This is a genomic window from Janthinobacterium sp. SUN073, from assembly GCF_030397665.1.
In the GTDB taxonomy this organism is placed as follows: domain Bacteria; phylum Pseudomonadota; class Gammaproteobacteria; order Burkholderiales; family Burkholderiaceae_D; genus Janthinobacterium.
Map to the genome: position 1 here is coordinate 146,736 of NZ_JAPUBT010000012.1, position 25,795 is coordinate 172,530.

The window sequence follows — 25,795 nt, forward strand, 5'->3', positions numbered from 1 at the left end:
CCATGCCACCCGGCGGGCTACAGAGTTGTAACGAGATGCAAACTGCGACTTCGGTAAGTCGATCGAGAAATCGTCAGGAAAGCACGATGTCGGCTTGCAGCGCCAGCAGGACGTCGTAGGGACTGGCAGTGAGCCAGGCACGCAATTGTTCGATGTGCGTGGCATCGGCCAGGCTGATGAACAGGCGCGCGGGAGGATGGCGCAGCAGACGATTCAATGTTACACGCAATACGAGATTGCCGCTGCAGCACAGGCAACCGGGCGCGATGCGCAACAGTTGCAATGGAAATGGTGAAGAAGGGGAAACTTGCCCAGCCAGGTCGGCCAGGATGGCGTTGCCGTCAGCCAATCCCTCAAGGATCACGGCGGCCGGCTCGCCAGGCGCCAAGGCTTGCGCGATGGCGGCCTCGCGCTCGGCGGCGCGTCCACCGCTGACCAGGGTCAGCGGCGTCGGACGCCGCACGGCTGCCGTCACAGGCTTTTCTTGGCCAGCTTGCCCGGTTCGACGCCCAGCTGTTTCAGCTTGCGGTACAAATGGGTACGTTCCAGGCCTGTTTTTTCCGCCACGCGGGTCATGCTGCCGCCTTCGCGGCCCAGGTGGTGTTCGAAATACATGCGCTCGAACGCGTCGCGCGCCTCGCGTAACGGCAAGTCGAACGACAGGTTGTAGCCATGGCCTTCCGCCACCGCCGGTACGGCGATGCCTGGGCGCACCATCAGCTGTTGCGGCGCACTGCCGCCAAAACTGGGCACGGGATGGCTGCTTTCCTCGGCCACCACGGGTGCCACGGGACGCGGCGCCACGCTCGGCGCGCGCACGGTTTCCTGTGCCCGCGTCAAGCCTTGCTGGACTGCTTTCAGCAGTTTTTGCAGGGCAATCGGTTTTTCCAGGAAGTTCATGGCACCGATGCGCGTCGCCTCGACCGCCGTATCGATGGTGGCGTGGCCCGACATCATGATCACCGGCATGGTCAGCAAGCCATCGCGCTGCCATTCCTTGAGCAAGGTCACGCCATCGGTGTCGGGCATCCAGATATCCAGCAATACCAGATCCGGCGCACCGGCGGCGCGCGCTTCACGCGCCTGCTGCGCATTTTCGGCCAGCTGGATAGCATGTCCTTCGTCGCCCAGAATTTCCGAGAGCAACTCACGGATACCCATTTCATCATCCACTACGAGTATGTTTGCCATTCGTGTCTTGCCTTCCTCATTTCGCCGGCCGGCGCGCACAAGATGTACACGACGGACAGCTATGATTTTATTAGTGTTTTAAATACTAAACCAGACCCTCACGCCAGGAAATCCTGGGCAGGAGTGTCGGGAGCTAACTTTAACAGCAAAATGACCACCGAAGCGCCACTGCCGTCGACCCGGTTCTCGATATCGATGCGTCCGCCATGTTCATCGATAATTTTCTTTACCATCGCCAGGCCCAATCCCGTGCCGCGCGCCTTCGACGTCACATAGGGTTCGAAGGCGCGCGCCAGGATTTTTGGCGCGAAACCAGGGCCATTGTCGGTGATGGCCAGCCGCACGGCGATATTCACGCCGCCGTCCGCACTGCGATAATGAATTGCTTCCGTCCTTACGTCAATCCGCGGATGCGGCGAGTCCGGCGGCAGGTCGGCCATGGCGTCTTGCGCGTTCTGCAGCAAGTTATGGATCACCTGGCGCAACTGGGTCGGATCGCCCATCACCATCGGCAGATTCGGCGCCAGTTGCGGGTGGATGATGTCGCCATCATCGCCGCGCAGGTACAGGTTCAGGATCTCTTCGATCAGTTCGTTCAGGCGCAGCGGCGTGAGCACGGCCGGCGGCGTGCGCGCATAGTCGCGGAAGTCGTCGACCATGCGTTTCATCGCATCGACCTGCTTGACGATGGTGGTGGTGGCGCGGTTGAGCAAGTCCGCATCGGGCTGCTCCAGCTTGCCTTCGAGCTTCATCTGCAGGCGCTCGGCCGACAGCTGAATGGGCGTGAGGGGATTCTTGATTTCATGCGCCAGGCGGCGCGCCACCTCGCCCCAGGCGATCGAGCGCTGCGCGGAAATCACATCGGAAATATCATCGAAGACGACGATGTAGCCGCTGCCGGACTCCAGCGGCAAGCGCGAACCGCGCGCCAGCAGGGTGATGTCATGCTCGTCGGCACTGCTGCCCAGGCGGCGCGGAATCTCGATCTGGCGCTGCCAGTGCAGGCGCTGCTGGTTGCGGCCCGACGCCGATTGCGCGCTTTGCGCCGTGAAGGCGCTGATGATGGCGCCGCCAAACTCTTCCATTCCAGCAATATGCGCCAGCGGCTGCCCCACGATGCTCATGCCCGAATGCTGCAAGATGCGCTCGACCGATTCATTGCACGTCACCAGCTTGAAATCACCGTCGAGCACCATCACGCCGGCCGACATGTTCGCCAGCACCGATTCCAGGTGGGCCTTGGCGTTTTGCAGCGCGGCGCGGTTGCTTTCCACGGCCGTGCGCGCGTCGAGCAACTGGCGCGTCATGATGTTGAACGACTGCGTCAGGGTGCCCAGTTCATCCTTGGTGGCGACGATGGGGCGCGGCGACAGGTCACCCTCGGCCACGGCGCGCGTGCCTTCCGCCAGCAGCAGCAGGGGTTGGGCCAGGTTGCCCGCGATCAGGAAAGCGCTGCCGATGGCGCCAAAAATGGCCAGCAGCAAGGTCAAGGTGAGGATTTCCATGTACATCTTGCGCAAGCCCACGCGCGCGACGAAACGTTCCTTGTATTCGCTGTAGGCGGCGCGCAGCACCTCGCCGTTCGTCGCCAGCTTGGGCGGCACCGCCTGCAGCAATTGCAGGTAGCGGGGCGAAACCGAGGGCCCCGGCACGGCCACCAGCACGCGCAAACGCAGGCTGGCCGCCGTTTCCAGCGATGCCGGCGTGCCCGCGCGGAAACCGCCGCCGCCCGACTCCGTGCCGTCGTCGTGCAACTCCAGCCCCCCTTCGGCGGAGGCATAGCCGGCCGGCGAGGCGGCCTGCACCAGCATGGCCGGCGTGGGCAAGTCTGCCGCGCTGTGCGGCCCGGCGCTGGCCAGCAACACGCCGTCACCGCTGACAACCATGACATTTTGCATGCCTTCTTCGCGCAGCAGGCTGGTCAGCACGGCCGGACCGGCCACCGGATCGCTGCCCAGGTCCGCGACCGCCTTGTGACCCCGGTGGTCCAGCTCGACCAGGGCCGCATCGAGGCCGGCGCGGCCCAGCTCAATCCCCGATTCCAGCGCCGCTTCGATCTTGACGTTGAACCAGGATTCGATGGAGTGGGAGACGAATTGCACAGAGACAAGAAAAATCACCAGGCCCGGCAGGATGCCGACGGCGGCGAACAGCATCACCAAACGTGTCATCAGCTTGGAGCCGAACTTGCCGCTCTTGTAGCGCACGTACAGGCGGCCCAGGGAAATGCCCACCAGCGCCAGCAGCGACACGGCCACGGCGGCATTCAGCCCCAGCAGCCAGGTGTAATAACGGTCGAAAAAACCGGAATTGTCGGAAGCCGACGCCAGCAGGAACAGCAGGATACTGACAATGCCGCCGCCCACCACCAGCAGATAGCGCAATGCTTGACTCACTACTCCGCCGTATACAAAAAGGTTTTTTTATTCGAAGCCAGGCGCCAGTCGCTGTTATTGAAGGCATTGACCTGTATCGGCTTGGGCAGGTAGTCGCGGTCCATGCCCATGCGCAAGGTGACGTTATACGTCTGCCCCACTTTCAGCGCGCCGCGCGGCGCCACCAGCCAGCGGCTGGGGCGGCGGATCAGGAACAGCGCGTCGTCGAGCGTGGGGAAGCTTTGCTGCAAGCCGCCGCCCGACACATGATACTGGCGCGTGAGCACGTTGTACGACAGCCGGCTGGTCTGGCGCGCCACGATGGCCTTTTCATCGAACCAGTACCAGCGGGGCCGGGTCAGTTCGATTTCTGTCGTGAAAAACAGCGGCACGCCATGCTGCACAGCATCATCGAGGTCGTGATTGAGATCAAAGGAGTAGGTGGCGGCCAGCTTGTAGCCCTCTTCGCTCGACTCGATGTAGGCACGGGTGATCTCGACCATGTCGGCGGCTTGCGCGCGTGGCATGGTACATGCCAGCATCAGCAGCAGGGCCAGGAGTCGGAAGAGTCGTGTTGTCACAAGTGTGCCGGTGGTGTCCGTAGGAAAAGGTTCGACGAATCGCTCAAGCCGCATTTTTTTGGAATAGCGCATAGAACAAACCGTCATGGTCCTGCTCCGCGCTGCCAGTCGGCAACAGCTGGCCAGGCGCTGTCAATCGGGTCGCATTATTGCGCACCGCAAATGCCGCCGCCTGTGCCTCGGACTCTTGCGGCCACAATGAACATGTCACGAATAGCAATTTACCATCGGGACGCAGCATCTGCCACAGGTTGTCCAGAATTTTGGAGGAAAGTGTTGCAAGTTGGAACGCGTCGCCCTTGCGGCGCAACCAGCGAATGTCCGGATGGCGGCGCACGATGCCCGAGGCCGTGCACGGCACGTCGGCCAGGATGCGGTCGTACTGCTGGCCGTCCCACCACGCGCTCGATTGCGCATCCTGCGCCTTCAAGGTAGCGTCCAGACCCAGGCGCTCGAGGTTTTCCGCGATGCGCGGCAAGCGCTTGGCGTCCGCATCGATGGCCGTCACGTGCACGTCGGCCAGTTCCAGGATGTGGCACGTCTTGCCGCCGGGCGCCGCGCAGGCATCCAGCACGCGCATGCCATCTTGCAAGTCCAGCAGTGGTGCGGCCAGTTGCGCGCCGGCATCCTGCACGGAGACGACGCCCTGCTCGAAGCCGGGAATCAGCGCCACGCCGATGGGCTTGTCCAGGCGTACGGCAAACGGTCCCACCTGGCGCGCGGCAATACCCGCCTCCTGCAACACAGCCAGATACGCTACAACCGTGCTCTTGCGGCGATTCACGCGCAAGGTCAATGGCGGCACGGCATTGCCGGCGGTCAATATGGCTTGCCAGTCGCGCGGGTAAGCCAGGCGCAGCGAATCGATCCACCATTGCGGATAATTCCATTGCGCCAAAGGTTGCTGCAGGGCCGCTTCCAGCAAGGACTTTCGCTCGCGCAAGAAACGCCGCAAGACGGCATTCACCATGCCCTTGGCATGCGCCAGGTCAGGGTGCGAGGTGGCCACCGTGACAGCCTGGTCGACAACGGTAAATTCTTCGTACGGCTGTTCGCCCGGCTCGGCCGACATCAGCGACAGCGCGCAGCACAGCAGCGCGGCCAGCATCGGCGGCTCGGGCGCCTTCGACGTCATCAGGCCGACCAGGGTTTCGCTGCGGCCCAGCTGGCGCATGGTACGGTAGGAAATATCCTGGATGGCGCCGCGCGCCTGCGGACTGGCGTTCGATTGCGCAAACACCTTGGCCAGCGCCTGCGGCAGGGCCGTGCCCGTGCGCACTTGCGCCACGGCATTGGCGGCGCCCAGCAGGCAAAACGCCAGCGAGTCGGCGCGCAAATCGGGTTGGAAGCCTGGCTGCAAGACCGGTTTCAGGTCGGGATGGTAGCTGGGACGCAATTTCGGTGCGGCAGGAGCCTGGGCTGGCGCCGGCTTGGTTTTCAATTTCAGCGTGGGGCGCTTGTTCATAGTTATCCGGTGTGGCTGCGCGCGGTGGGCTGCATGGTGGCAAAGTCGCGGCCGCGCGTTATCAATAAAGGGTCGATTGTAGCGTTTGTGGCGCCCTCTGGCCCAAGCGATTGCAGCGATACATGTAAATTGCGGCAAAAAACTGCATATATACAAGCAGAATGCGCCATGCTGATGTTTTCATGCACCAACATGGGCATGTTGTCCTGATAATATCGTGAAATGCGCCGCCACGGGGACCTTGCCGGCAAGCGTATTGTTCCCGCCGGCAAACCAGTATAATTGACGCAGTCTGGGCGGCTTGGGTACTTGCCGTCCGTTTTGCTTTTTGATTCATTCTATTCATTCTTAACGCGGTTCCACCGCCATCCTGCTCATGCTCGCCCAACAGAAACAAGAAATCATCGCCCTGTTCCAGGCCGCCCTCGCTCCCGTCCTGGCCGGCACTACGCTGACGCCATCCGTGGTGCTCGAGCGACCACGCGACGCATCGCATGGCGACGTCGCCTGCAACATCGCCATGCAACTGGCCAAGCAGCTGAAACAGAATCCCCGCGAACTGGCGCAAACCATCGTCAGCGCCGTGCTGGCCAATCCGGCTGGCAAGGGCCTGATCGAGGCAGTGGAAATCGCCGGTCCCGGCTTCATCAACGTACGCGTGTCAAACGCCGCCAAGCAAGCCGTGGTGAAAACCATCTTGAGCGAGGCCGACAGCTATGGCCGCAGCACGGCAGGCGCCGGCAAGCAAGTCATCCTGGAATTCGTCTCGGCCAACCCGACCGGCCCCCTGCACGTGGGCCACGGCCGCCAGGCGGCGCTGGGTGACGCCCTGTCGTCGCTGTTCGACGCGCAAGGCTACCAAGTGACGCGCGAGTTCTACTATAACGACGCAGGCGTGCAGATTCAGACCCTGGCCAATTCCGTGCAGGCGCGCGCACGCGGCTTCAAGCCGGGCGACGCCGAATGGCCCGAACCGGCCTACAACGGCGACTACATCGCCGACATCGCCAACGACTTCAAGGCTGGCAAGACGGTGTCGGCCAGCGATGGCTTGCCCGCCACGGCGAATGGCAACATCGACGACATCGATTCGATCCGCCCGTTTGCCGTCACCTACCTGCGCAACGAGCAGGACATCGACTTGCAGGCGTTCGGCGTGAAGTTCGACAATTACTACCTGGAGTCCTCGCTGTACGCGGACGGCAAGGTCAACAGCGCCGTGGAAACCTTGATCAAGGCGGGCCACACCTACGAGCAGGATGGCGCGCTGTGGCTGCGCACCACCGACTTCGGCGATGACAAAGACCGCGTCATGCGCAAGACGGACGGCACCTACACGTATTTCGTACCGGACGTCGCGTATCACCTGGTGAAATGGCAGCGCGGCTTCGTGCAGGCCATCAATATCCAGGGCAGCGACCACCACGGCACCATCGCGCGCGTGCGTGCCGGCCTGCAGGCGGTCGACATGGGCATCCCGCAAGGCTATCCCGACTACGTGCTGCACAAGATGGTCACCGTCATGAAGGACGGCGAAGAAGTCAAGATTTCGAAGCGCGCCGGCTCCTACGTGACCGTGCGCGACCTGATCGAATGGTCGGGTGGCGGCGACATCGCCAAGGGCCGCGACGCCGTGCGCTTCTTCCTGATCTCGCGCAAGGCCGACACGGAATTCGTCTTCGACGTCGACGTGGCACTGAAAACCACCGATGAAAACCCGGTGTATTACGTGCAGTACGCGCATGCGCGCATCTGCCGCATCCTGGAAAACTGGGGCGGTGATGAGAACACGGTCGCCGGCATCGATTTGTCTCCTTTGACGGCACCGACCGAAGCGACCCTGCTGGCGACCCTGGCCGCCTACCCGGAAACGCTGGCGCGCGCGCAAGCGGAACTGGGACCGCATCAAGTCGCGTTCTACCTGCGCGACCTGGCCGCCAACCTGCACAGCTTCTACTTCGCCGAAAAAGTGCTGGTCGAGGACGACGCCGTCAAGATGGCCCGTCTGGCCCTCGTCATCGCCGCGCGCCAGGTGCTGCGCAACGGCCTGGCACTGATCGGCGTATCCGCGCCAAACAAAATGTAATCGCGAAGGTCTAACCGTCAATGAGTCACGCTTCCCCCCACGCCTCCCGCTTCTCTTCGACCCGGCGCCAGCAGGGCAACACGCTGGTCGGCATCATCATCGGCCTGGTCATCGGCCTGGGCATCGCCGTGGTGGTCGCCCTGGTGATCACCAAGGGCGCCTCGCCCTTCACCGACAAGTCGGGCAAGGCCGGCAAATCGGCCGAACCGACCGCCGGCCAGATCGCCGATCCGAACAAGCCGATGTACGGCAACAAGGAAGCGGCCAAGGAAGCGGCGCGCGACTTCTCCAAGGAGCCGCGCGAGATCGTCACGCCGACGCAGCCAGTCGCACCGGCACCCGCTCCCGCGCAGCAGCCGAAGGCACCGCCGCCGGACGCGTTGCAGGAACTCATCGGTACATTAAAGGACAAGCCGGCGCCGAAAACGCCGGTGGCGGCAGCGCCAGCGCCGCAAGCCAAGGCCGACGTGAAAGAGGCCAAGGCCGATGCAGCCAGCGACAAATGGATTTATTATCTGCAGGCAGGCGCCTTCCATGACATGTCGGACGCCGAAAGCACGCGCGGCAAACTGGCGCTGCTGGGCTTCGAAGCGGCCATCAGCGACCGCAGCACCGATGCCGGTGTGCTGCACCGCGTGCGCATCGGGCCGTTCAACCAGCTCGAAGCGATGAACCGTGCGCGCACCAAGCTGTCTGAAAACGGCATCGATGTCGCCGTCGTCCGCAACCAAAAATAAGGAACCAGCATGCGTTTTCTGAAGAAAATCCTGTTCGCCGCCGCCCTGTGCACCGTTGCCCTGGGCGCATCGGCCTCGCCGGCCGAGCCGAAAAACGGCGTCGAATACGACACCCTGGCCACGCCGCAGGCGACGGAGTCGGGCAAGAAAATCGAAGTGACGGAATTTTTTGCGTATTACTGCCCGCATTGCAACGTGCTCGAACCGCAACTGGCGGCCTGGGTCAAGAAACAGGGCGACAACATCGTCTTCAAGCGCGTGCACGTGTCGCGCGATGACAGCGTGGCGCCGCAGCAGCGGCTGTTCTTCACCCTGCAAGCCATGGGCCTGCTCGACAAGCTGCACACCGGCGTCTTCCACGCCATGCACGTGGAACGCAACCGTCTGGCCACCGACGACGCCGTCTTCGACTTCGTCGCCAGGCAGGGCGTGGACCGCCAGAAGTTCATCGACACCTACCGTTCGATGGGTGTCTCGGCCCGGGTGCGCCGTGCGGACGCCATGATGCAGGGCTATAACGTGACGTTCTGGCCCATGATCGCCATCGACGGCCGCTACATCACCTCGCCTTCGCAAGCCGATCAGGGCAGCAAGTCAGCCAAGAACGAAGAGCAACTGAACGCCCAGGCACTGACCGTGATGGACGTGCTGCTTGCGAAAGCCAAAGCGGAAAAGAAATAAGCATGGCCACTTCCCTGGCGCGCCCGGGCATCGCCTGATGCACAGCGTTTTCATCACGGGCGCGTCGAGCGGATTGGGCGCTGCCCTGGCGCTGCAGTACGCGCGCCAGGGCGCCCATTTGGGCTTGCTGGCGCGCCGCGGCGAGACCCTGCAGCAACTGATCGCTTCCCTGCCCCACCCTGAACGCCACCGCGCCTACGCCGTCGATGTGTGCGACCATGCCGCCCTGAAAAACGCGGCGCAAGACTTCATCGGCCATGCCGGGCATGTTGACGTCGTCATCGCCAGCGCCGGCGTGTCGTACGGCACCTTGAGCGAACACGCGGAAGACCTCGACGCCTTCGCGCGTTTGATGGCCATCAACGTCACGGCCACCGTCGCCACCTTCGCACCCTTCATCGCCGCCATGAAAAGCCAGGGCAGCGGACGCCTGGTGGGCATCGGCAGCGTGGCCGGCATCCGCGGCCTGCCCGGCGCCGAAGCCTACAGCGCCTCGAAGGCGGCCGTCATCAGCTACTGCGAATCGCTGCGCCTGGAATTGAAACCGGCCGGCATCAAGGTCGTCACCATCACGCCCGGCTACATCGACACGCCGATGACGCGCCACAACGCCTATCGCATGCCCTTCCTGATGCCGGCCGAAAAATTCGCCGTGCGCGCCGCGCGCGCCATCGCCGACGGCGACAGCTACCGCGTGATCCCGTGGCAGATGGGCGTCGTCGCCAAGCTGCTGCGCGCGCTGCCGAATGCCGTCTACGACCGGGTCTTCGCGAATGCGCCGCACAAGGCGCGCAACTGAACCAATCACCATGACGAAGCACTCAGACCTGAACAGCGCGGCCATCGCCGCCCATTGCGCCACGGGCGCCGCCCACGTATGCATTGAGGTGGTCGACGAAACGGGATCGACCAACGCCGACCTGCTGGCGCGCTGCGCCACCCTGGCCGGCCCCACCCTGCGCATCGCCGGCCAGCAGACGGCCGGCCGCGGGCGGGCCGGACGGCCGTGGGTGTCGCAGGCGGACGCCAGCCTGATGTTCTCGCTGGCCTGGCGCTTCAAGGGACCGCTGCATCAGCTGGTCGGCCTGCCGCTGGCCGTCGGCGTGGCGCTGGCCGAAAGCATGACGGCGCTGGGCGTGCCGGTGCAACTGAAATGGCCGAATGACCTGCTCAAGGATGGTCACAAACTGGCGGGCATCCTGGTCGAGACGCAACAGGCGCCCGAGGGCAACGGCGTGTGGGCCGTGATCGGCTGCGGCATCAATTTGCTGATGCCCGATGCGCTGGAACGGCAGATCGGCCGCAGCGTCTCGGCCGTGCCGTGGCTGGCGCAGATGGAGCGCAATACCCTGGTGGCGGCGCTCCTGAGCCGCCTGGCCGGCGTGCTGGCCGAATTCGACGACACGGGTTTTACGCCGTTTGCCGAACGCTGGAACCTGCTGCACGCCTGGCAGGGCCAGCACGTGAAAATCCTCGACAACGGCCAGCTGCTGCGGCAAGGCGTGGCGGCCGGCGTGGATCACCTGGGGCGTTTGCTGCTGCGCACCGATGGCGGCTTGCAGGAAATCATGTCGGGCGACATGTCCTTGCGCCTGAGCGGGGAGTAAGCGCATGCTACTGCTGATCGACGCCGGCAATACGCGCATCAAATGGGCACTCGTGGCCGCCGATGGTGCCGTCGGCGGCTGGCTGGCCAGCGGCGCCGTCACGCATGCGCAGCTCGATACCCTGGCGGCGCACTGGGAGAAACTCGCCATCAGCGAAGCGCTGCTGTCGAACGTGGCGGGCAGTGTCATCGGCATGCGCCTGCGCGCCATGCTGCCGGTGGCACCCTGTGACTTTGTCTCGCTGCCGCGGTTGGCCGGACTGACGAATGGCTACCGCACGCCGTCGCAACTGGGCTGCGACCGTTTTGCCGCCGCCATCGGCGCGCACGTACTGGCGCCTGGCCAGGCCGTCATCGTCGCCAATTGCGGCACCGCCACCACCATCGACGCCATCACGGCCGATGGCGTTTTCCTCGGCGGGATGATCTTGCCGGGACTGGGATTGATGGCCAGCTCGCTGGCGCGCAACACGGCGCAGCTGCCGCAAATCGCCAGCGACGCCATGCTGCCGGCCGGCTTTGCCGACAACACGGACGACGCGATTTTGAGTGGATGCCTGGCGGCCCAGGCGGGCGCCATCGAACGGGCCGTGCGCATGCACGGCGCCAGCGCCTGTTTATTGTCAGGCGGCGCCGCGCCGCGTATCGCACCGGCCCTGGCACTGCCGGTACCGCTGCATCTGGTGGACAATATCGTCATGCTCGGCCTGCAGGCATCCGCACGCGCCGACGCGGCGGGAACACAAGGAAAGCACGTATGCTGAAATTCGTCTTCTGGCTGCTGGCCGGCGTCAACCTGCTGGTGCTGGCCATCGGCCAGGGTTATCTGGGCAGTTTTCGCACGGAGACGCGCGAACCGGCGCGCCTGAAAAACCAGCTGCAGGCGAATAAACTCACCTTGCTGACGCAGGAGCAGGCCACGGCACCGGCCGCGCCGCCAGCCGCCGAGGCAGCTGTGACGCCGGCGCCGCCGACATCGTATGCCTGCACGGAAGTGGGCAATTTCCTGCTGGCCGACGGGCGCCGCTTCGAAGCGCAAGTAGCGGCGCTGGACCTGGGCGACCGCCAGTCGCGCCGCAACGTGGCCGGCCAGGACATTTCCAGCTACATGGTGTACATCCCGCCGCAGGGCAGCAAGGAAGGCGCCGACCGCAAGGCCGGCGAATTGAAGCAGCTGGGCGTGACGAATTACTTCATCATCAACGAAAGCAGCCCGCTGCGCTGGGGTATTTCGCTGGGTGTGTTCAAGTCGGAAACCAGCGCGCAAAGCCAGCTGGCATCGCTCAACAAACAGGGCGTGCACAGCGCCCGCGTCGCGCCGCGCTACAGCGCCAGCAAGCAGCTGGCCTACCAGTTCCGCGACCTCGACGCCGCCACGCGCGCGCGCCTCGAAAAGATCAAAACGCAGTTCCCGGAGCAGGAACTGCATAGTTGTAAGTAACTACCTTTGAATCACGATAGGCTTGATACCCGTCGACTCAGGCAAATTCGCCGCCGCCCGCGCCGCCTCGGCACGGCTGGAAAACGGCCCGCCATACAGGCGGAACAGGTTACCGGCCTGCACCACCCCAAGCGTACCCAGGGCCGCCGCGTATGGCGCCAGGCGCGACCGCCCCGTTTCCGCATTGTCGGCGCGCGAGTAGGCACCCAGCTGCAAATAAAAACCGCTGGTCAACGCGGCCGGTGCTGGCGCGGCCACCGTGGCATCCATCTGCGTCGACACTTCCGGCTGCACCACGGCCCCCGTCTCGGGCGGTGTATCGATGGAAATGGCCACCACGGAAGGCGTCAACGGTGCCGGCTTGGGTGCCGCGCGGGCAGCCAGGATGGCATCGATATCGGCCGGCAGCAGCCGTTCGACGACCACCTGGTGGCTGCCCTTGCCCAGGAAGCCCAGTTTCAGCGCCGCCGTGTAGGACACGTCGATCACGCGCGTGGCGTGGAAGGGACCACGATCATTGACGCGCACGATCACCTGTTCGCCGCTGTCGATGCTCGTCACACGCGCATACGACGGAATCGGCAAGGTGGGATGGGCCGCCGTCATCTTGTACATATCGTAGATTTCACCCGACGAAGTGCGCTGGCCATGGAATTTCTTGCCATACCAGGTGCCCGTGCCCTTCTGCGTAAATGGTTCGTTGTCGGTGATCGGCGTGTACGTCTTGCCGAACACAACGTAAGGACGATTCGAGCGCGTCGAATACGGCTCGTTGCGCACTTCCGCATCGGGCACGTCGCGCAGGTTGGCCGGCGGATTGTCGCCCGGGCCGTCATCCTTGTAGTAGCCGCCGCGCCCGGACCCGGCCGCCGGCAACGCCGGCAAGGTGGGGTCCTGGCGCACGGGGGACTTGATCTTGCCGCCTGACGGCAGCGGCACGTTAGTCGATGCGGGCTTGTGCGGCGTGGTGCCGCAGGCGGCCAGGGTCAGCAAAGCGGCCAAGCTCAGCCCGCGCATGGCGAGAGTGTCAAAAGGCGCGCGCATCAGGTCTGCACCAGCTTGCGATGGCGCTGGATGCTCATCAGGATACCGGTGGCCACACCCAGGGTCAGCAGCGCGGTGCCGCCATAGCTGAGGAAAGGCAGGGGAACGCCGACCACCGGCACAATGCCGCTGACCATGCCCATGTTGACAAACGCATACGTAAAGAAAATCATTGTTATCGCTCCTGCCAGCAGGCGAGTGAAAAAACTGGGGGCGTTGGCGGCGATCATCATGCCCCGTCCCACCAGCAGCAAATACATCAGCATCAGGATCAAGTTACCGACCAGTCCGAATTCCTCGGAATATACGGCAAAAATAAAATCGGTCGTGCGCTCCGGGACGAATTCCAGGTGGGCCTGGGTGCCGTGCGTCCAGCCCTTGCCCGTCATGCCGCCCGAACCGATGGCGATGATGGACTGGATGATATGGAAGCCCTTGCCCAGCGGGTCCTTGGTCGGGTCGATCAGCATCATCACGCGGTCGCGCTGGTAATCATGCAGATGCGACCAGGCGATCGGCAGACAGGAAACAAAGGTGATCAGCAAACCGGCCAGCACCTTCCACGACAGGCCCGCCAGGAAGATGACGGTGAAGCCGGCCGCCACCACCAGCAGCGCCGTGCCCAGGTCGGGCTGGCGTGCGATCAGGTAGACGGGTGCCAGCAACAGCACGGCCGCCATCAGGAACGATTTCCAGCGCAGGGCGCCCGCATTGTGCTGGAAGAACCAGGCCAGCATCAGGGGCGTGGCGATTTTCAGGAACTCGGAGGGCTGGATGTCGATCACGCCGATATGCAGCCAGCGCCGCGCGCCCAGCTTGATGGTGCCGAACAGCGCCACGGCCACCAGCAGTATCACCGATATCGTATACGCGGGCACGGCGATGCGCATCATCATCTGCGGCGTGATGTTGGCCGCCACCCACATGACGAAAAAGCACAGCAGGATGTTGCGCAGGTGGTCCTCGATCTTGCCGGGGATGCCGATGCTGGCCGAATACAGGGTCAGCAGACTGGTGCTGAGCAGCATCAGGATGATGATCATCAGCGGCGGATCGAACACCGCCAGATAGGGTTTGGCGCGCCGCCACAGCGAGCGCCTTTCGTTAATGGGCATGTGCTTCCTTATTGCCTGGCAGGCGGCGCCGGGGCGGCCTGCTCGTCGGTGATTTCTTCCAGGGTGCGCACTTCGTCGACATCTTCCTTGGGCACCTTGGTGGTGTCTTTTTCCTTGTCGCTCGGGCGCTTGCCCAGCAGGTAGTAGTCGAGCGCCTTGCGCGCGATCGGCGCAGCCACGCCGGCACCGAAGCCCGCGTTTTCCACCACGATGGCAATGGCGATGCGCGGCTTGTCGGCCGGCGCGAAGGCCGTAAACAAGGCATTGTCGCGCAAGCGTTCGGCCAGCAGCTTGGCATTGTACTTCTCGTTTTTCTTGATGCCCACCACCTGTGCCGTCCCCGTCTTGCCGCCCACCGTGTACTGCACACCGGCGAAAATGCGCGCGGCCGTGCCGCCCTGCTCGCTGGTCACGCCCACCATGGCGCGCTTGATGACGTCGATGTTTTCCTGCTTGAGCGCGATGCGGTAGCTTTCCTTCGGTACCGTCAGGGTGCGCGCGCGCGTGGCCGCGTCTTCGATGATCTTCACCAGATGCGGCTTCATCACCACGCCGTTATTGGCCAGGTTGGCCGTCGCGTGGGCGATCTGCAGCGGCGTATACGAGTTGTAGCCGGAGCCGTTACTCACCGAAATCGTGTCGCCACCCACCCATTTTTTCTGCTGCGGCGTCTTGAAGCGGTTGCGCTTCCATTCCATCGACGGCAGCACGCCCGTCTTTTCATTATTCAGGTCGATGCCCGTCAGCTGGCCGAAACCGAACGGTTTCATGAAGTCGTGGATGGCATCGATGCCCATGTCGCGGCCCAGCTGATAGTAGTACGTGTTGCACGAGACGACGATGGACTTGTGCATGTCCACCGTGCCGTGGCCGCCCACCTTGTCGTCGCGGAAGGTGTGGCCACCGAGGATGAAGAAACCCGGATCGGAAATCGACTGGCTCGGCGTGCGCTTGCCCAGTTCCAGCGCGGCCAGCGCCATGAAGGGCTTGAAGGTCGAGCCGGGCGCGTAGGTGCCGGACAGGGGCCGGTTGACCATCGGCCGATCCAGCGAAGTATTGAGTTCATTCCAGCTTTGCTGGTCGATGCCGTCGACGAACAGGTTGGGGTCGTAGCCGGGCTTGGAGACGTAGGCCAGGATATCGCCCGTGGCCGGGTCGATCGCCACGGCCGCGCCGCGCCATTCGCCGAACGCTTCCTCGACCACTTTTTGCAGTTCGATGTCGATCGACAGGATCAGGTTGTTGCCAGGGGTGGCCGCCGTGCGCGACAGGGTGCGCATGGCGCGTCCGCCGGCCGACACTTCCACTTCTTCGTAGCCGGTGGTGCCATGCAGCTGCTTCTCGTAGCTTTTTTCCAGGCCTTCCTTGCCGATATGGTCGGTGCCGTTGTAGTTGGCCGCATCGTCGCCCTCTTCCAGCCCCTTGGCTTCATTGCGGTTGATGCGGCCGATGAAGCCCACCACATGCGAGGCGATTTCGCCCATCGGATACTGGCGAAACAAGCGCGCCTGCACCTCCACGCCAGGGAAGCGGAAGCGCTGCGCCGTGAAACGCGCCACTTCCTCGTCCGTCAGGCGCGTACGCAGCGGCACACTGACAAAATTCTTCGAGTCTTCCAGCAGCTTCTTGAAGCGGCGGCGGTCCTTGATGTCGATCTGCACCAGGGTCGACAGCTCGTCGATCACCGAATCGAGGCTGGCGCTCAATTTCGATGGCGTGATTTCCAGCGTATAGGCCGAGTAATTGCGCGCCAGGACCACGCCGTTACGGTCGAGGATCAGGCCGCGCGTGGGCACGATGGGCACCACGGCGATGCGGTTGTCTTCGGCCTTGGTCGCGTAATCCTCGTGCTTGATCACCTGCAGCCAGATGAAGCGCGCCAGCAGCAGCGAAAAGCAGACGAAGACGAGCGCGCCCAGGATGGTCAGGCGCATGCGGAAAAAATGCAGCTCGCGCTCGGTATTTTTCAGTTCAGTCATGGCGGGCGCCCGTCAAATCGGCCGGTTATGGTCGCGGTCCACGGCGCGCCGCTGTGGCGCCAGCAAGACCCATGTGACGAAGGGCCACAGGGCCACGGCGACGAAGCTCTCGATGAAATTGAGCCAGCCGGGGAAACGGCCCGAGACGATCAGGCGCGTCAGCAATTGCAGCGCCTGCGTCAGCTGCAGCAGCGGCAGCACATGCAGCGCCTGCGTCAGGATGGGGAACCACAGCACGCGGCGGTGCATCATGATGGCGAAGTACGACAGCAAGGTGTAGGCCAGCGCATTCTCGCCCAGCAGGGTCGAGTCGTGCACGTCCATCATCAGGCCCATGAAGAACGCCACGCCGATGCCGACCTTGCGCGGCTGGTGTATGCCCCAGAAGACCAGCACCAAAGCGACGAAATCGGGCACGCCGACGAACTGCCCCCATGGCAGCAGGTTCAGCAGAAAAGCGCACAGCAGGGAGAAGCCGATGAACAGGGGGCTGACCGGCAGCAGGATGTAATGCGGGCGGTTCATCGTGGCGCCTCCTTCGGTGGCACGGCGGCAGGTACCACGGCCGGTTTCGGCACGGCGGCAGGCGTGGCTGGCGGTTTTGCCACGGGTGTCGCGGCGGCGGGCGGGGTCGCTGCGGCCGCCGGGTCCTTGATCGGCGCCATCTTGCCAGCGATCTTGCGGCCCGTCTTGACGTCTTCGACTGGCGGACGCGCCGGGATCTCCGGCGACGTCATCAAGATGAGCAGTTGGGTGTTGCGTTCGATGCCGGCCAGCGGCTGGCACACGACGCGGCCGAACGGGCCATGCGCGTTGCGCTCGACCAGGGTCACGCGCGCCACGGCCAGGCCGGCCGGGTACAGGCCGTCGAGGCCCGAGGTAATGACGATGTCACCGATCTGGATGTCGGCGGTGGGCGCCGTAAAACGCAGCTCCATGGTGCCGGACTTGCCGCGGCCGATGGCCACGCTGCGCACGCCATTGCGCAGCAGCTGCACGGGAATGGCCTGTTCTTCATCGGTCAGCAAGGTCACTTCCGAGGTGAACGGGAACACGCGCGTGACTTGTCCCACCACGCCCAGGTTATCGATCACGGGACGGCCCAGTTCCACGCCATTCTGAATGCCCCGGTCCAGCACGATCTTGCGCGTGGCCGAATCGCGCGTGTCATACAGGACTTCAGCCATCAGGGTCTTCACGGGAACGCGCTCGCGCGCTTCCATCAGCTTGCGCAAATGGTTGTTCTCAACGATATTGAGCTGCGCCTGCTGCATGATCTGCGCCGAGGCGATTTGTTCGTGCTTCAGGTCGCGCACCTGTTTTTCCAGGGAGGACAGCGAAGAAAAGTAGTTGCCGACGCCCAGCGCCACATCGCGCGGCACCAGGGCCGCCATCTGCACCGGATACAGCACGGTACCGACTGCCTGGCGCACGGCCGTCAAGGCGTGCATGCGCGAATCGACCAGCAACAGGGCGATAGAAATGCCGGCGAACACCATCATCTTGACGCGGGCGGAGGCGCCTTGTTTGAAAAGTGGCGGAGGACTGTATTCCATGACATCCAATAATCAGGCGCGGTGCGCCAACGTACGAGCCCCGGTCGAACGCCGGCGCCAAAACCTAAAAAAGGCCGGAATTGGCTTCCGGCCCTTCTGTCAGATTATTCGTAGGAGAAGATCGAGCCGAGCTTGTCCATACGCTCCAGGGCCATCCCGGAACCGCGCACCACGCAGGTGAGCGGGTCCTCGGCCACCAGCACCGGCAGGCCGGTTTCCTCCATCAGCAGGCGATCCAGGTCGCGCAGCAGTGCGCCGCCGCCCGTCAGCATCATGCCTTTTTCGGCGATGTCGGCGCCCAGTTCCGGCGGCGTCTGTTCCAGCGCGTTCTTCACGGCCGAGACGATGTTGTTCAGCGGATCGGTCAGCGCTTCGAGAATCTCGTTGCTGGAAATGGTGAACGAACGCGGGATGCCTTCGGACAGGTTGCGGCCCTTGACTTCCATTTCCTTCACTTCCGAACCCGGGAAAGCCGAACCGATGGCCTTCTTGATGGCTTCAGCCGTTTGTTCGCCGATCAGCATGCCGTAGTTGCGGCGGATGTAGTTGACGATGGCTTCATCAAACTTGTCGCCGCCCACGCGCACGGAACCCTTGTAGACCATGCCGCCCAGCGAGATGATGCCCACTTCCGTGGTGCCGCCGCCGATGTCGACCACCATCGAGCCGGTCGCTTCCGATACCGGCAAGCCGGCGCCTATGGCCGCCGCCATCGGTTCTTCGATCAGGTACACCTGCGAAGCGCCGGCGCCCAGCGCCGATTCGCGGATCGCGCGGCGCTCGACCTGGGTCGAACCGCACGGCACGCAAATGATGATGCGCGGCGATGGACGGAAGAATTTCGAGTCATGCACCATGCGGATGAATTGCTTGAGCATCTGCTCGGTCACGGTGAAGTCGGCGATCACACCATCTTTCATCGGACGGATCGCTTCGATATTGCCCGGCACCTTGCCCAGCATCTGCTTGGCTTCCTTGCCGACTGCCTGAATGGTCTTCTTGCCATTCGGACCGCCTTCCTGGCGGATGGCGACGACGGACGGTTCGTCAAGGACGATACCGAGGCCGCGCACATAAATAAGGGTGTTGGCCGTGCCCAAGTCAATGGCCAGATCGGTGGAGATATACCTGCGTAAAAAACCAAACATGAGTGTCCTGTAGCGCATCGAGCTGCGCAAAAGCTGTTTATGGGGAGTTTCAAAGCGGGCGCTTTCAGGCACCCTGAAAATCCATGAAGGCGATTTTTTCGGGTTTCGCTTGGCGCTTGCGCAATCTTTTCTATGCTGCGGCTGCGGTCCATCAGCGCCGGCAACGCATTAACCCGCCATTCTACCTTATAATTTGAATGCGATTTGCTCAAAAACCATGGAAAAGTGCGACTCTTGCAGCCGCGAGTTACGCGGCATTCCTCGGCTTTTGTGAACAAAAAAGCAGTAAATATTCGCGTTTTATCGAAACGCCAACTTAATACTAATGCGCGGCACTCCGCGCCATTCGCCATGTCCCTGACACTCTCCGACGTAAAACGCATCGCCCACCTGGCACAACTCGAAATGGCCGACGATCAGGCCGTCACGTCCCTGGCCCAATTGAACAAGATTTTTGCCCTGGCGGAACAAATGCAAGCCGTCAATACCGATGGCGTGGCCCCCCTGAGCCACCCGCTGGCTGCCCATATGGACAATATCGCCCTGCGCCTGCGCGAAGACGTCGCCACGGAAAAAAATCACCGCGACGCCTACCAGGCCGTGGCGCCGAAAGTCCAGGATGGCCTGTATCTCGTCCCCAAGGTTATCGAGTAACTGGCACCTGACATAAGCTACTGCGCGTCGCGATTTGCGGCCTCCGATGCTCACTGTGCTAAAGCACAGCTCCGCTTCTCGGCCACAACTCACTTCCGCTCGCTACGCTTCTGTCAGGCGCTAGAACGGCGCAGTACACGAATCACAACCTTGTCGAATAGATAAAAATAGAAACGCCATGCATACAAAATCCATCAAACAGCTGTCCACGCTCTTGCAGAACAAGGAAATTTCCGCCGTTGCGCTGGCGACGCATTTCCTCGACCGCATCGCAGCGGACACTTCGAACGCCTTCCTGCACGTCGACCGTGCCCTGACCCTGGCGCAAGCTGCCGAGGCCGACGCGCGCATCGCCGCCGGCACGGCCACGCCATTGACGGGTGTGCCGATCGCGCACAAGGACCTGTTCGTGACCAAAGGCTGGCGCACCACGGCCGGCTCGAAAATGCTGGCCAACTACGCCAGCCCGTTTGACGCCACCGTGGTGGAAAAATTCCAGGCGGCCGGCATGGTCACCCTGGGCAAGGTCAATTGCGATGAATTCGCCATGGGTTCCGGCAATGAGAACTCGGCCTTCGGTGCCGTGCGCAATCCGTGGGACAAGACGGCCGTGCCAGGCGGCTCGTCCGGCGGCTCGGCTGCCGCCGTCGCCGCCGGCCTGACGCCAGCGGCCACCGGCACCGACACGGGCGGCTCGATCCGCCAGCCGGCTGCTTTTTGCGGCATCACCGGCATCAAGCCGACGTATGGCCGCGTCTCGCGCTTCGGCATGATCGCCTTTGCCTCGTCGCTGGACCAGGGTGGCCCGATGGCCCGCTCGGCCGAAGACTGCGCCCTGCTCTTGAGCGCCATGGCCGGCTTCGACGAGCGCGATTCGACCAGCCTGTCGCCGGAACAGGGCGGCGTGACGGAAGATTTTTCACGTGAACTGGGCCAGCCGTTGACGGGATTGCGCATCGGCGTGCCGCGCGAGTACTTCGGCGAAGGCCTGGCCAAGGACGTGGAAGCGGCCGTGCGCGGCGCGCTGGCGCAGTATGAAAAGCTGGGCGCCACCCTGGTCGACATCTCGCTGCCGAATACGGCCCTGTCGATTCCCGCCTACTACATGATCGCGCCCGCCGAAGCCTCGTCGAACCTGTCGCGCTATGACGGCGTGCGCTACGGCCACCGCGCCGCCGAGTACAAGGACTTGCAGGACATGTACAAGAAGTCGCGCGCCCAGGGCTTCGGCCCGGAAGTGCAGCGTCGCATCATGGTCGGCACCTATGTGCTGTGCCACGGCTACTACGACGCCTACTACCTGAAGGCGCAAAAGATCCGCCGCCTGATCGCGCAGGATTTCGATGCCGTATTAAATGGCCCGAACGCCGTCTGCGACGTCATCATGGGACCGGTCGCGCCGACCGTCGCCTGGGACCTGGGCGACAAGACGGACGACCCGGTGGCAAACTACCTGGCCGACATCTACACTCTGTCGACCAGCCTGGCCGGCCTGCCCGGCATGTCGATTCCATGCGGCTTTGGCGACGGCGAGAAAAACAGCAAGCGCCCCGTCGGCCTGCAAATCATCGGCAATTACTTCGGCGAAGCCAAACTGCTGAACGTGGCCCACCAGTACCAGCTGGTGACGGACTGGCATACGCGCAGCCCGGCCGGCATTTAAGAAAAAAAATTCGCGCCGCCGAGGCGGCGCCACCAAAAAATAAGCGAGAACACTATGCAATGGGAAGTCGTCATCGGTCTTGAGAACCACGTGCAGCTCACGACCGAATCCAAAATTTTCAGCGGTTCGCCGATCAAGTACGGCGCCGACGCCAACACGCAAGCGAGCCCCGTCGACCTGGCCCTGCCAGGCGTGCTGCCGGTGATGAACAAGCAAGCCGTCGACCGCGCGATCCGCTTCGGCCTGGCCGTGGGTGCCACCGTGGCGCCGCACTCGGTCTTCGCGCGCAAGAACTATTTTTATCCGGACTCGCCCAAGGGCTACCAGATCAGCCAGTTCGAAGACCCCGTCGTCATCGGCGGCGCCCTGACCTTCGGCTACGAAAAGGATGGCGAATTCGTCACCAAGACGGTCAACCTGACGCGCGCCCACCTGGAAGAAGACGCCGGAAAATCCCTGCATGAAGACTATGCGGGCATGAGCGGCATCGACTTGAACCGCGCCGGCACGCCGCTGCTGGAAATCGTCTCGGAACCGGAAATCCGCAGCGCCGCCGAAGCCGTGGCCTACGCCAAGGCGCTGCACTCGCTGGTCATGTGGCTGGGTGTTTGCGACGGCAACATGCAGGAAGGCTCGTTCCGCTGCGACGTCAACGTCTCCGTGCGCCCCGTCGGCCAGAAGGAATTCGGCACCCGCTGCGAGATCAAGAACCTGAATTCCTTCCGCTTCATCGAGGAAGCCGTGCACGTCGAAGTGCGCCGCCAGATCGAACTGATCGAAGACGGCGGCAAGGTCGTGCAAGCGACGCGTTTGTACGATCCGGACCGCAAGGAAACACGCGAAATGCGCAGCAAGGAAGACGCCCAGGATTACCGCTACTTCCCGGACCCTGACTTGCCGCCACTGGTCATCTCGCCAGAGTGGATCGCCACCATCAAGGCCTCGATGCCGGAACTGCCGGCCGCCATGCGCGCGCGCTTCATCAGCGAATACGCGCTGCCGGACTACGATGCGCTGGTGCTGACGCAATCGAAAGCCATGGCCACCTATTTCGTCGCCGTGGTGGACAAGGCCGGCAAGGAAAACGCCAAGGCCGCCGCCAACTGGCTGATGGGCGACGTAGCGTCGACCCTGAACCGCGAAGGCGTGGACCTGGACGACGCGCCCGTCTCCGCCGCGCAGCTGGCCGCCATGCTCAAGCGCATCGCCGACGGCACGATCTCGAACAAGGCGGCAAAAGAGGTCTTCGCGGGCATGTGGGAAGCGAAATCGAGCGACGAGCACCTGGTCGACACCATCATCGATGCCAAGGGTTTGAAGCAGATTTCGGACTCGGGCGCACTGGAAGCCATCGTCGATGAAGTGCTGGCGGCGAATGCCAAGTCGGTGGAGCAGTACCGTGCCGGCAAGGAAGCGGCCATCAACGCGCTGATCGGCCAGGCCATGAAGGCCTCCAAGGGCAAGGCCAACCCGGCCCAGCTGACGGAATTGCTGAAGGCCAAGCTGGCGGGCTAACTCTCCCCCATCCCCAAAAAAGACGCTGCGGCGTCTTTTTTTTTTCGCTTGTACGCATCGTTTATAAACAGCCTTGTCTAGACTTTTCCTCAGCACTGAAGGGCATTTGCAGACCGCCTTAAATTAAAGTATACATTTTTGTCTACAAGGTTTAATCTAGCCATATTGAATTTCAGGCAAGAGGAAACAGCATGACCAAGACGCACGACATCCCGAAACCGACGGCAGCCGAACTCGATCTGCTGCAGGCACTGTGGCCGCTGGGCGCCGCCACGGCCAAGCAGGTGCACGAGGCGATGACGTTGACCAAGCCGGCCATCACGTATGGCACCGTGCTGCGCTTGATGCAGATCATGCACACCAAGGGCTTGCTGATCCGCGACGCAAGCCAGCGTTCGCACGTGTATGCGCCGGCGCAGGCGCAGGACAGCCTGCAGACGAACCTGCTCAAGGAATTGATGCAAAAAGCCTTTGCCGGTTCGGCCAAGGCGCTGGTGCTGGCGGCGCTGCGCACGGGCGTGTCGCGCGCCGAGCGCGAAGAGATAGAAAAAATGCTCAAGGACGATCAATCATGAGCGGCTTCGTGCCAGCGCTGGGCTGGACTCTGCTGCATTTCCTGTGGCAAGGCTTGCTGATCGGCTGCGCCACGGCGCTGGCGTGGGCCGCCCTGCGCAATGCGCGTCCCGAGGCACGCTACGCCGTCGGTTGCGGTGCCCTGCTGGCCTGCCTGGCATGGCCGGCAGCGGGCTTGTATTTGCGCCTGGCCGATGGCGATGCCACGGGTGCCATGTTCTCCAGCACCTTGCTGCCGGCCGCACTGCTCATGCCCACGACCTTGCCGGACCTGGACCTGCTTCTTCGCGCCATCGTCGGCGTCTGGGCCCTATACACCGCAGTGCTGGCCATGCGCATGGCACTGGGCATGCTATGGATAGAGCGCAGCGCCAGCAGGACGGGCGCCACACATGAACAACTGCAGACAAGGCTGTCGCGCATGGCGCAGGATGCCGGCGTGGCGCGGCCCGTGCGCCTGCGCGTACTCGACAACATCGCCAGCCCGCTCACGGCCGGCATCTGGCGCCCCATGGTGCTGGTGCCCGCAGCGCTGATCACCGGCATGCCGCCGCAGCTGCTCGATGCGCTGCTGGCGCACGAACTGGCGCACATCCGGCGCCACGATTATCTGCTCAACCTGTTGCAAAACGCCATCGAGGCGCTGCTGTTCTTCCACCCTGCCGTCTGGTGGATCTCTCGCGGCGTGCGCCTCGAACGCGAACATATTGCAGATGATTTCGCAGCAAGACAACTGGGCGAACCGCGGCGTCTGGCTCTTGCACTCTCGGAACTGGAACGTCTCCAGTTCTCAACCCACCACCTGGCCCAGGCGGCCAACGGAGGAGATCTTATGTCACGTATCAAACGATTGCTGCGCCCTGCACCACAGCCCCTGAACTGGAAAGCGGCCGTGCCGCTGCTGGCCCTCGCCGGCGCCTGCCTCGGCATCTACGGCCAGGCCGTCGCCGCCGACAGTGCGCCGGTACTGGAGCGCCGTCCCATCATCGACTTTGGCGTCTGCGGCAAACCGGTCTACCCAGCCGCATCGCTGCAGGCGAAGGAAGAGGGCACGGTCAACATGTCCTTTGACGTCAATGCCTCCGGCAAGGTATTGGGCTCGAGCGTGGTCAAAAGCAGCGGCCATCCGGCCCTCGACGAGGCGGCGCGCAGCGGCATTGCCAAGTGTACGTTCAAGCCTGCCCTCGCTGGCGGCAAGCCCGTCAGCGCCAGCGTCAAGGTGCAATACGTCTGGAGCCTGAACTAATGCATGCGCGGCGGCATCGTGGCAACATTGCAGCAGCGGTGCCGCCGCCCGCTTGCGGGTATGATCATGGATTCTTCCACGCACCTGTGAACCCGCCATGAACAAGATCAAGACCGGCCTCGTCGGCTACGGCTTTGCCGGCTCCACCTTCCACGCTCCCGTGCTGTCCACCATCGATGCCCTGGAATTGACGGCCGTCGCCTCCAGCAAGCCAGAACTCGTGCACAAGGACTGGCCGCACGCCACCGTGTATGCGGAAGCGGCGCAGCTGTTTGCCGACCCATCCATCGAATTGGTGGTCATTGCCGCGCCCAACGAGGCGCACTTCAGCCTGGCGCAAGCGGCGCTGCAAGCGGGCAAGCACGTGGTGGTGGACAAGCCCTTCACCATTTCCAGCGTTGAAGCGCAGAGCCTGATCACGCTGGCGCAAGAACGCAAGCTGGTGCTCAGCGTGTATCACAACCGGCGCTGGGATGGCGACTTCCTGACCCTGAAAGCGCTGCTGGCACAGGGTACGCTGGGGCGCATCGCCAGCGTCGAATCGCATTTTGACCGTTTCCGCCCGGAGATCCGCCAGCGCTGGCGCGAGTCCGGCGCGCCCGGCGGCGGCCTGCTGTACGACCTGGGTCCGCACATGCTGGACCAGGCCATGCAGCTGTTCGGCCAGCCGGAAAAGCTGTACGCCGATATCGTCCTGCAGCGCGATGACGCGCAGGCTGTAGATTATTTCCACCTTGTTCTGTACTACGACCGGCTGCGCGTGGTGCTGCAAGCGGGCTGCCTGGTAAAAGCGCCGACGGCGCGCTTCGCCGTGCATGGCGACAAGGGGAGTTTCGTGAAGTTTGGCCTCGATCCGCAGGAAGACGCCCTGAAGGCGGGCGGCAGGCCGGGCCAGCCCGGCTGGGGCGTGGACCCCGTGCGCGGCGCGCTGCACCTGGGCGCGCAGCCGGACGGGCATTGTGAACACCTCGACATGCAGGCCGGCCGCTACCAGGACTTTTACCAGGGCATGGCCGACGCCATCCGCCACGGCGCAGCGGCGCCCGTGGCGGCCGAAGATGCGGCGGCGACGATACGCCTGATCGAACTGGCGCTGCAAAGCGCCGCCGAAGGGCGCGTACTCGCGGTCAGCTGATCGG

Annotated in this window: 24 protein-coding genes; 13 read left to right on the forward strand and 11 right to left on the reverse strand. The window is 63.4% G+C overall.

Annotated features, from left to right (window positions below; translation table 11 throughout):
- Positions 1 to 73 precede the first annotated feature (73 nt).
- The 5 genes from O0882_RS24990 to rsmB all read right to left on the reverse strand — a co-directional run bounded on the left by O0882_RS24990 (position 74) and on the right by rsmB (position 5,612).
- Complete coding sequence (locus O0882_RS24990; RefSeq protein WP_289952369.1) at positions 74 to 475, reverse strand: GTPase; 402 nt, start codon at positions 473 to 475, stop codon at positions 74 to 76.
- Positions 472 to 1,191 (reverse strand): response regulator, encoded by a 720-nt coding sequence (locus O0882_RS24995; RefSeq protein WP_034784724.1) that lies wholly within the window; start codon positions 1,189 to 1,191, stop codon positions 472 to 474. Before O0882_RS24995 ends, O0882_RS24990 begins: the two co-directional genes overlap by 4 nt.
- Positions 1,192 to 1,289: 98 nt before the next feature.
- The gene (locus tag O0882_RS25000; protein WP_289952370.1) at positions 1,290 to 3,587 is read right to left on the reverse strand and encodes an ATP-binding protein; all 2,298 of its coding nucleotides are present in this window, start codon (positions 3,585 to 3,587) and stop codon (positions 1,290 to 1,292) included.
- Positions 3,587 to 4,093, reverse strand: coding sequence for a DUF4390 domain-containing protein (locus tag O0882_RS25005; RefSeq protein ID WP_257572158.1), 507 nt, complete (start codon positions 4,091 to 4,093; stop codon positions 3,587 to 3,589). The genes O0882_RS25000 and O0882_RS25005 overlap by 1 nt, the downstream gene beginning before the upstream one ends.
- A 97-nt stretch (positions 4,094 to 4,190) precedes the next feature.
- Positions 4,191 to 5,612, reverse strand: coding sequence for a 16S rRNA (cytosine(967)-C(5))-methyltransferase RsmB (gene rsmB / locus O0882_RS25010; RefSeq protein WP_289952371.1), 1,422 nt, complete (start codon positions 5,610 to 5,612; stop codon positions 4,191 to 4,193).
- A gap of 376 nt (positions 5,613 to 5,988) precedes the next feature.
- Between rsmB and argS the strand changes: the two genes are divergently transcribed.
- Genes argS through O0882_RS25045 form a run of 7 tightly spaced genes read left to right on the forward strand, consistent with a single transcriptional unit; the run spans position 5,989 to position 12,163 of the window.
- The gene (gene argS, locus O0882_RS25015) at positions 5,989 to 7,698 is read left to right on the forward strand and encodes an arginine--tRNA ligase (protein WP_289952372.1); all 1,710 of its coding nucleotides are present in this window, start codon (positions 5,989 to 5,991) and stop codon (positions 7,696 to 7,698) included.
- A 20-nt stretch (positions 7,699 to 7,718) separates the two neighbouring features.
- The gene (locus O0882_RS25020) at positions 7,719 to 8,435 is read left to right on the forward strand and encodes an SPOR domain-containing protein (RefSeq protein ID WP_289952373.1); all 717 of its coding nucleotides are present in this window, start codon (positions 7,719 to 7,721) and stop codon (positions 8,433 to 8,435) included.
- A 9-nt stretch (positions 8,436 to 8,444) separates the two neighbouring features.
- The gene (locus O0882_RS25025) at positions 8,445 to 9,116 is read left to right on the forward strand and encodes a thiol:disulfide interchange protein DsbA/DsbL (RefSeq protein ID WP_289952374.1); all 672 of its coding nucleotides are present in this window, start codon (positions 8,445 to 8,447) and stop codon (positions 9,114 to 9,116) included.
- A 37-nt stretch (positions 9,117 to 9,153) separates the two neighbouring features.
- Positions 9,154 to 9,915, forward strand: coding sequence for an SDR family oxidoreductase (locus O0882_RS25030; RefSeq protein WP_289952375.1), 762 nt, complete (start codon positions 9,154 to 9,156; stop codon positions 9,913 to 9,915).
- Between the two features lie 10 nt (positions 9,916 to 9,925).
- Positions 9,926 to 10,723: a biotin--[acetyl-CoA-carboxylase] ligase gene (locus O0882_RS25035; protein WP_289952376.1), complete on the forward strand. Its 798-nt coding sequence runs from the start codon at positions 9,926 to 9,928 to the stop codon at positions 10,721 to 10,723.
- 4 nt (positions 10,724 to 10,727) lie between these two features.
- A complete protein-coding gene (locus O0882_RS25040) occupies positions 10,728 to 11,486 on the forward strand; it encodes a type III pantothenate kinase (RefSeq protein WP_289952377.1) in 759 nt (252 codons plus the stop codon).
- A complete protein-coding gene (locus O0882_RS25045) occupies positions 11,480 to 12,163 on the forward strand; it encodes an SPOR domain-containing protein (protein ID WP_289952378.1) in 684 nt (227 codons plus the stop codon). Before O0882_RS25040 ends, O0882_RS25045 begins: the two co-directional genes overlap by 7 nt.
- On the opposite strand, the gene O0882_RS25050 is transcribed toward O0882_RS25045, so the two are convergent.
- The 6 genes from O0882_RS25050 to O0882_RS25075 form a co-directional block, all read right to left on the reverse strand.
- On the reverse strand, positions 12,164 to 13,207 hold the full coding sequence (locus O0882_RS25050) for a septal ring lytic transglycosylase RlpA family protein (RefSeq protein ID WP_289952379.1): 1,044 nt from the start codon (positions 13,205 to 13,207) through the stop codon (positions 12,164 to 12,166).
- On the reverse strand, positions 13,207 to 14,322 hold the full coding sequence (gene rodA / locus O0882_RS25055) for a rod shape-determining protein RodA (protein ID WP_071079522.1): 1,116 nt from the start codon (positions 14,320 to 14,322) through the stop codon (positions 13,207 to 13,209). Before rodA ends, O0882_RS25050 begins: the two co-directional genes overlap by 1 nt.
- Before the next feature lie 8 nt (positions 14,323 to 14,330).
- Positions 14,331 to 16,301 carry a penicillin-binding protein 2 gene (gene mrdA, locus O0882_RS25060; RefSeq protein ID WP_289952380.1) on the reverse strand — a complete coding sequence of 657 codons (1,971 nt, stop codon included), beginning with the start codon at positions 16,299 to 16,301 and terminating at the stop codon, positions 14,331 to 14,333.
- 12 nt (positions 16,302 to 16,313) lie between these two features.
- Complete coding sequence (mreD, locus tag O0882_RS25065; RefSeq protein WP_289952383.1) at positions 16,314 to 16,826, reverse strand: rod shape-determining protein MreD; 513 nt, start codon at positions 16,824 to 16,826, stop codon at positions 16,314 to 16,316.
- The gene (gene mreC, locus O0882_RS25070) at positions 16,823 to 17,857 is read right to left on the reverse strand and encodes a rod shape-determining protein MreC (RefSeq protein ID WP_289952385.1); all 1,035 of its coding nucleotides are present in this window, start codon (positions 17,855 to 17,857) and stop codon (positions 16,823 to 16,825) included. The genes mreD and mreC overlap by 4 nt, the downstream gene beginning before the upstream one ends.
- 104 nt (positions 17,858 to 17,961) lie before the next feature.
- Positions 17,962 to 19,005, reverse strand: coding sequence for a rod shape-determining protein (locus O0882_RS25075; protein ID WP_010393186.1), 1,044 nt, complete (start codon positions 19,003 to 19,005; stop codon positions 17,962 to 17,964).
- A gap of 351 nt (positions 19,006 to 19,356) precedes the next feature.
- Between O0882_RS25075 and gatC the strand changes: the two genes are divergently transcribed.
- The 6 genes from gatC to O0882_RS25105 all read left to right on the forward strand — a co-directional run bounded on the left by gatC (position 19,357) and on the right by O0882_RS25105 (position 25,791).
- Positions 19,357 to 19,659: an Asp-tRNA(Asn)/Glu-tRNA(Gln) amidotransferase subunit GatC gene (gatC, locus tag O0882_RS25080; RefSeq protein ID WP_289952387.1), complete on the forward strand. Its 303-nt coding sequence runs from the start codon at positions 19,357 to 19,359 to the stop codon at positions 19,657 to 19,659.
- Positions 19,660 to 19,837: 178 nt separating this feature from the next.
- A complete protein-coding gene (gene gatA / locus O0882_RS25085) occupies positions 19,838 to 21,322 on the forward strand; it encodes an Asp-tRNA(Asn)/Glu-tRNA(Gln) amidotransferase subunit GatA (RefSeq protein ID WP_289952390.1) in 1,485 nt (494 codons plus the stop codon).
- A 39-nt stretch (positions 21,323 to 21,361) separates the two neighbouring features.
- Complete coding sequence (gene gatB / locus O0882_RS25090; protein ID WP_289952439.1) at positions 21,362 to 22,837, forward strand: Asp-tRNA(Asn)/Glu-tRNA(Gln) amidotransferase subunit GatB; 1,476 nt, start codon at positions 21,362 to 21,364, stop codon at positions 22,835 to 22,837.
- A 191-nt stretch (positions 22,838 to 23,028) separates the two neighbouring features.
- Positions 23,029 to 23,412 (forward strand): BlaI/MecI/CopY family transcriptional regulator, encoded by a 384-nt coding sequence (locus O0882_RS25095; RefSeq protein ID WP_289952391.1) that lies wholly within the window; start codon positions 23,029 to 23,031, stop codon positions 23,410 to 23,412.
- Complete coding sequence (locus O0882_RS25100; RefSeq protein WP_289952393.1) at positions 23,409 to 24,656, forward strand: M56 family metallopeptidase; 1,248 nt, start codon at positions 23,409 to 23,411, stop codon at positions 24,654 to 24,656. The genes O0882_RS25095 and O0882_RS25100 overlap by 4 nt, the downstream gene beginning before the upstream one ends.
- A gap of 97 nt (positions 24,657 to 24,753) precedes the next feature.
- On the forward strand, positions 24,754 to 25,791 hold the full coding sequence (locus tag O0882_RS25105; RefSeq protein ID WP_289952395.1) for an oxidoreductase: 1,038 nt from the start codon (positions 24,754 to 24,756) through the stop codon (positions 25,789 to 25,791).
- Positions 25,792 to 25,795: the final 4 nt, after the last annotated feature.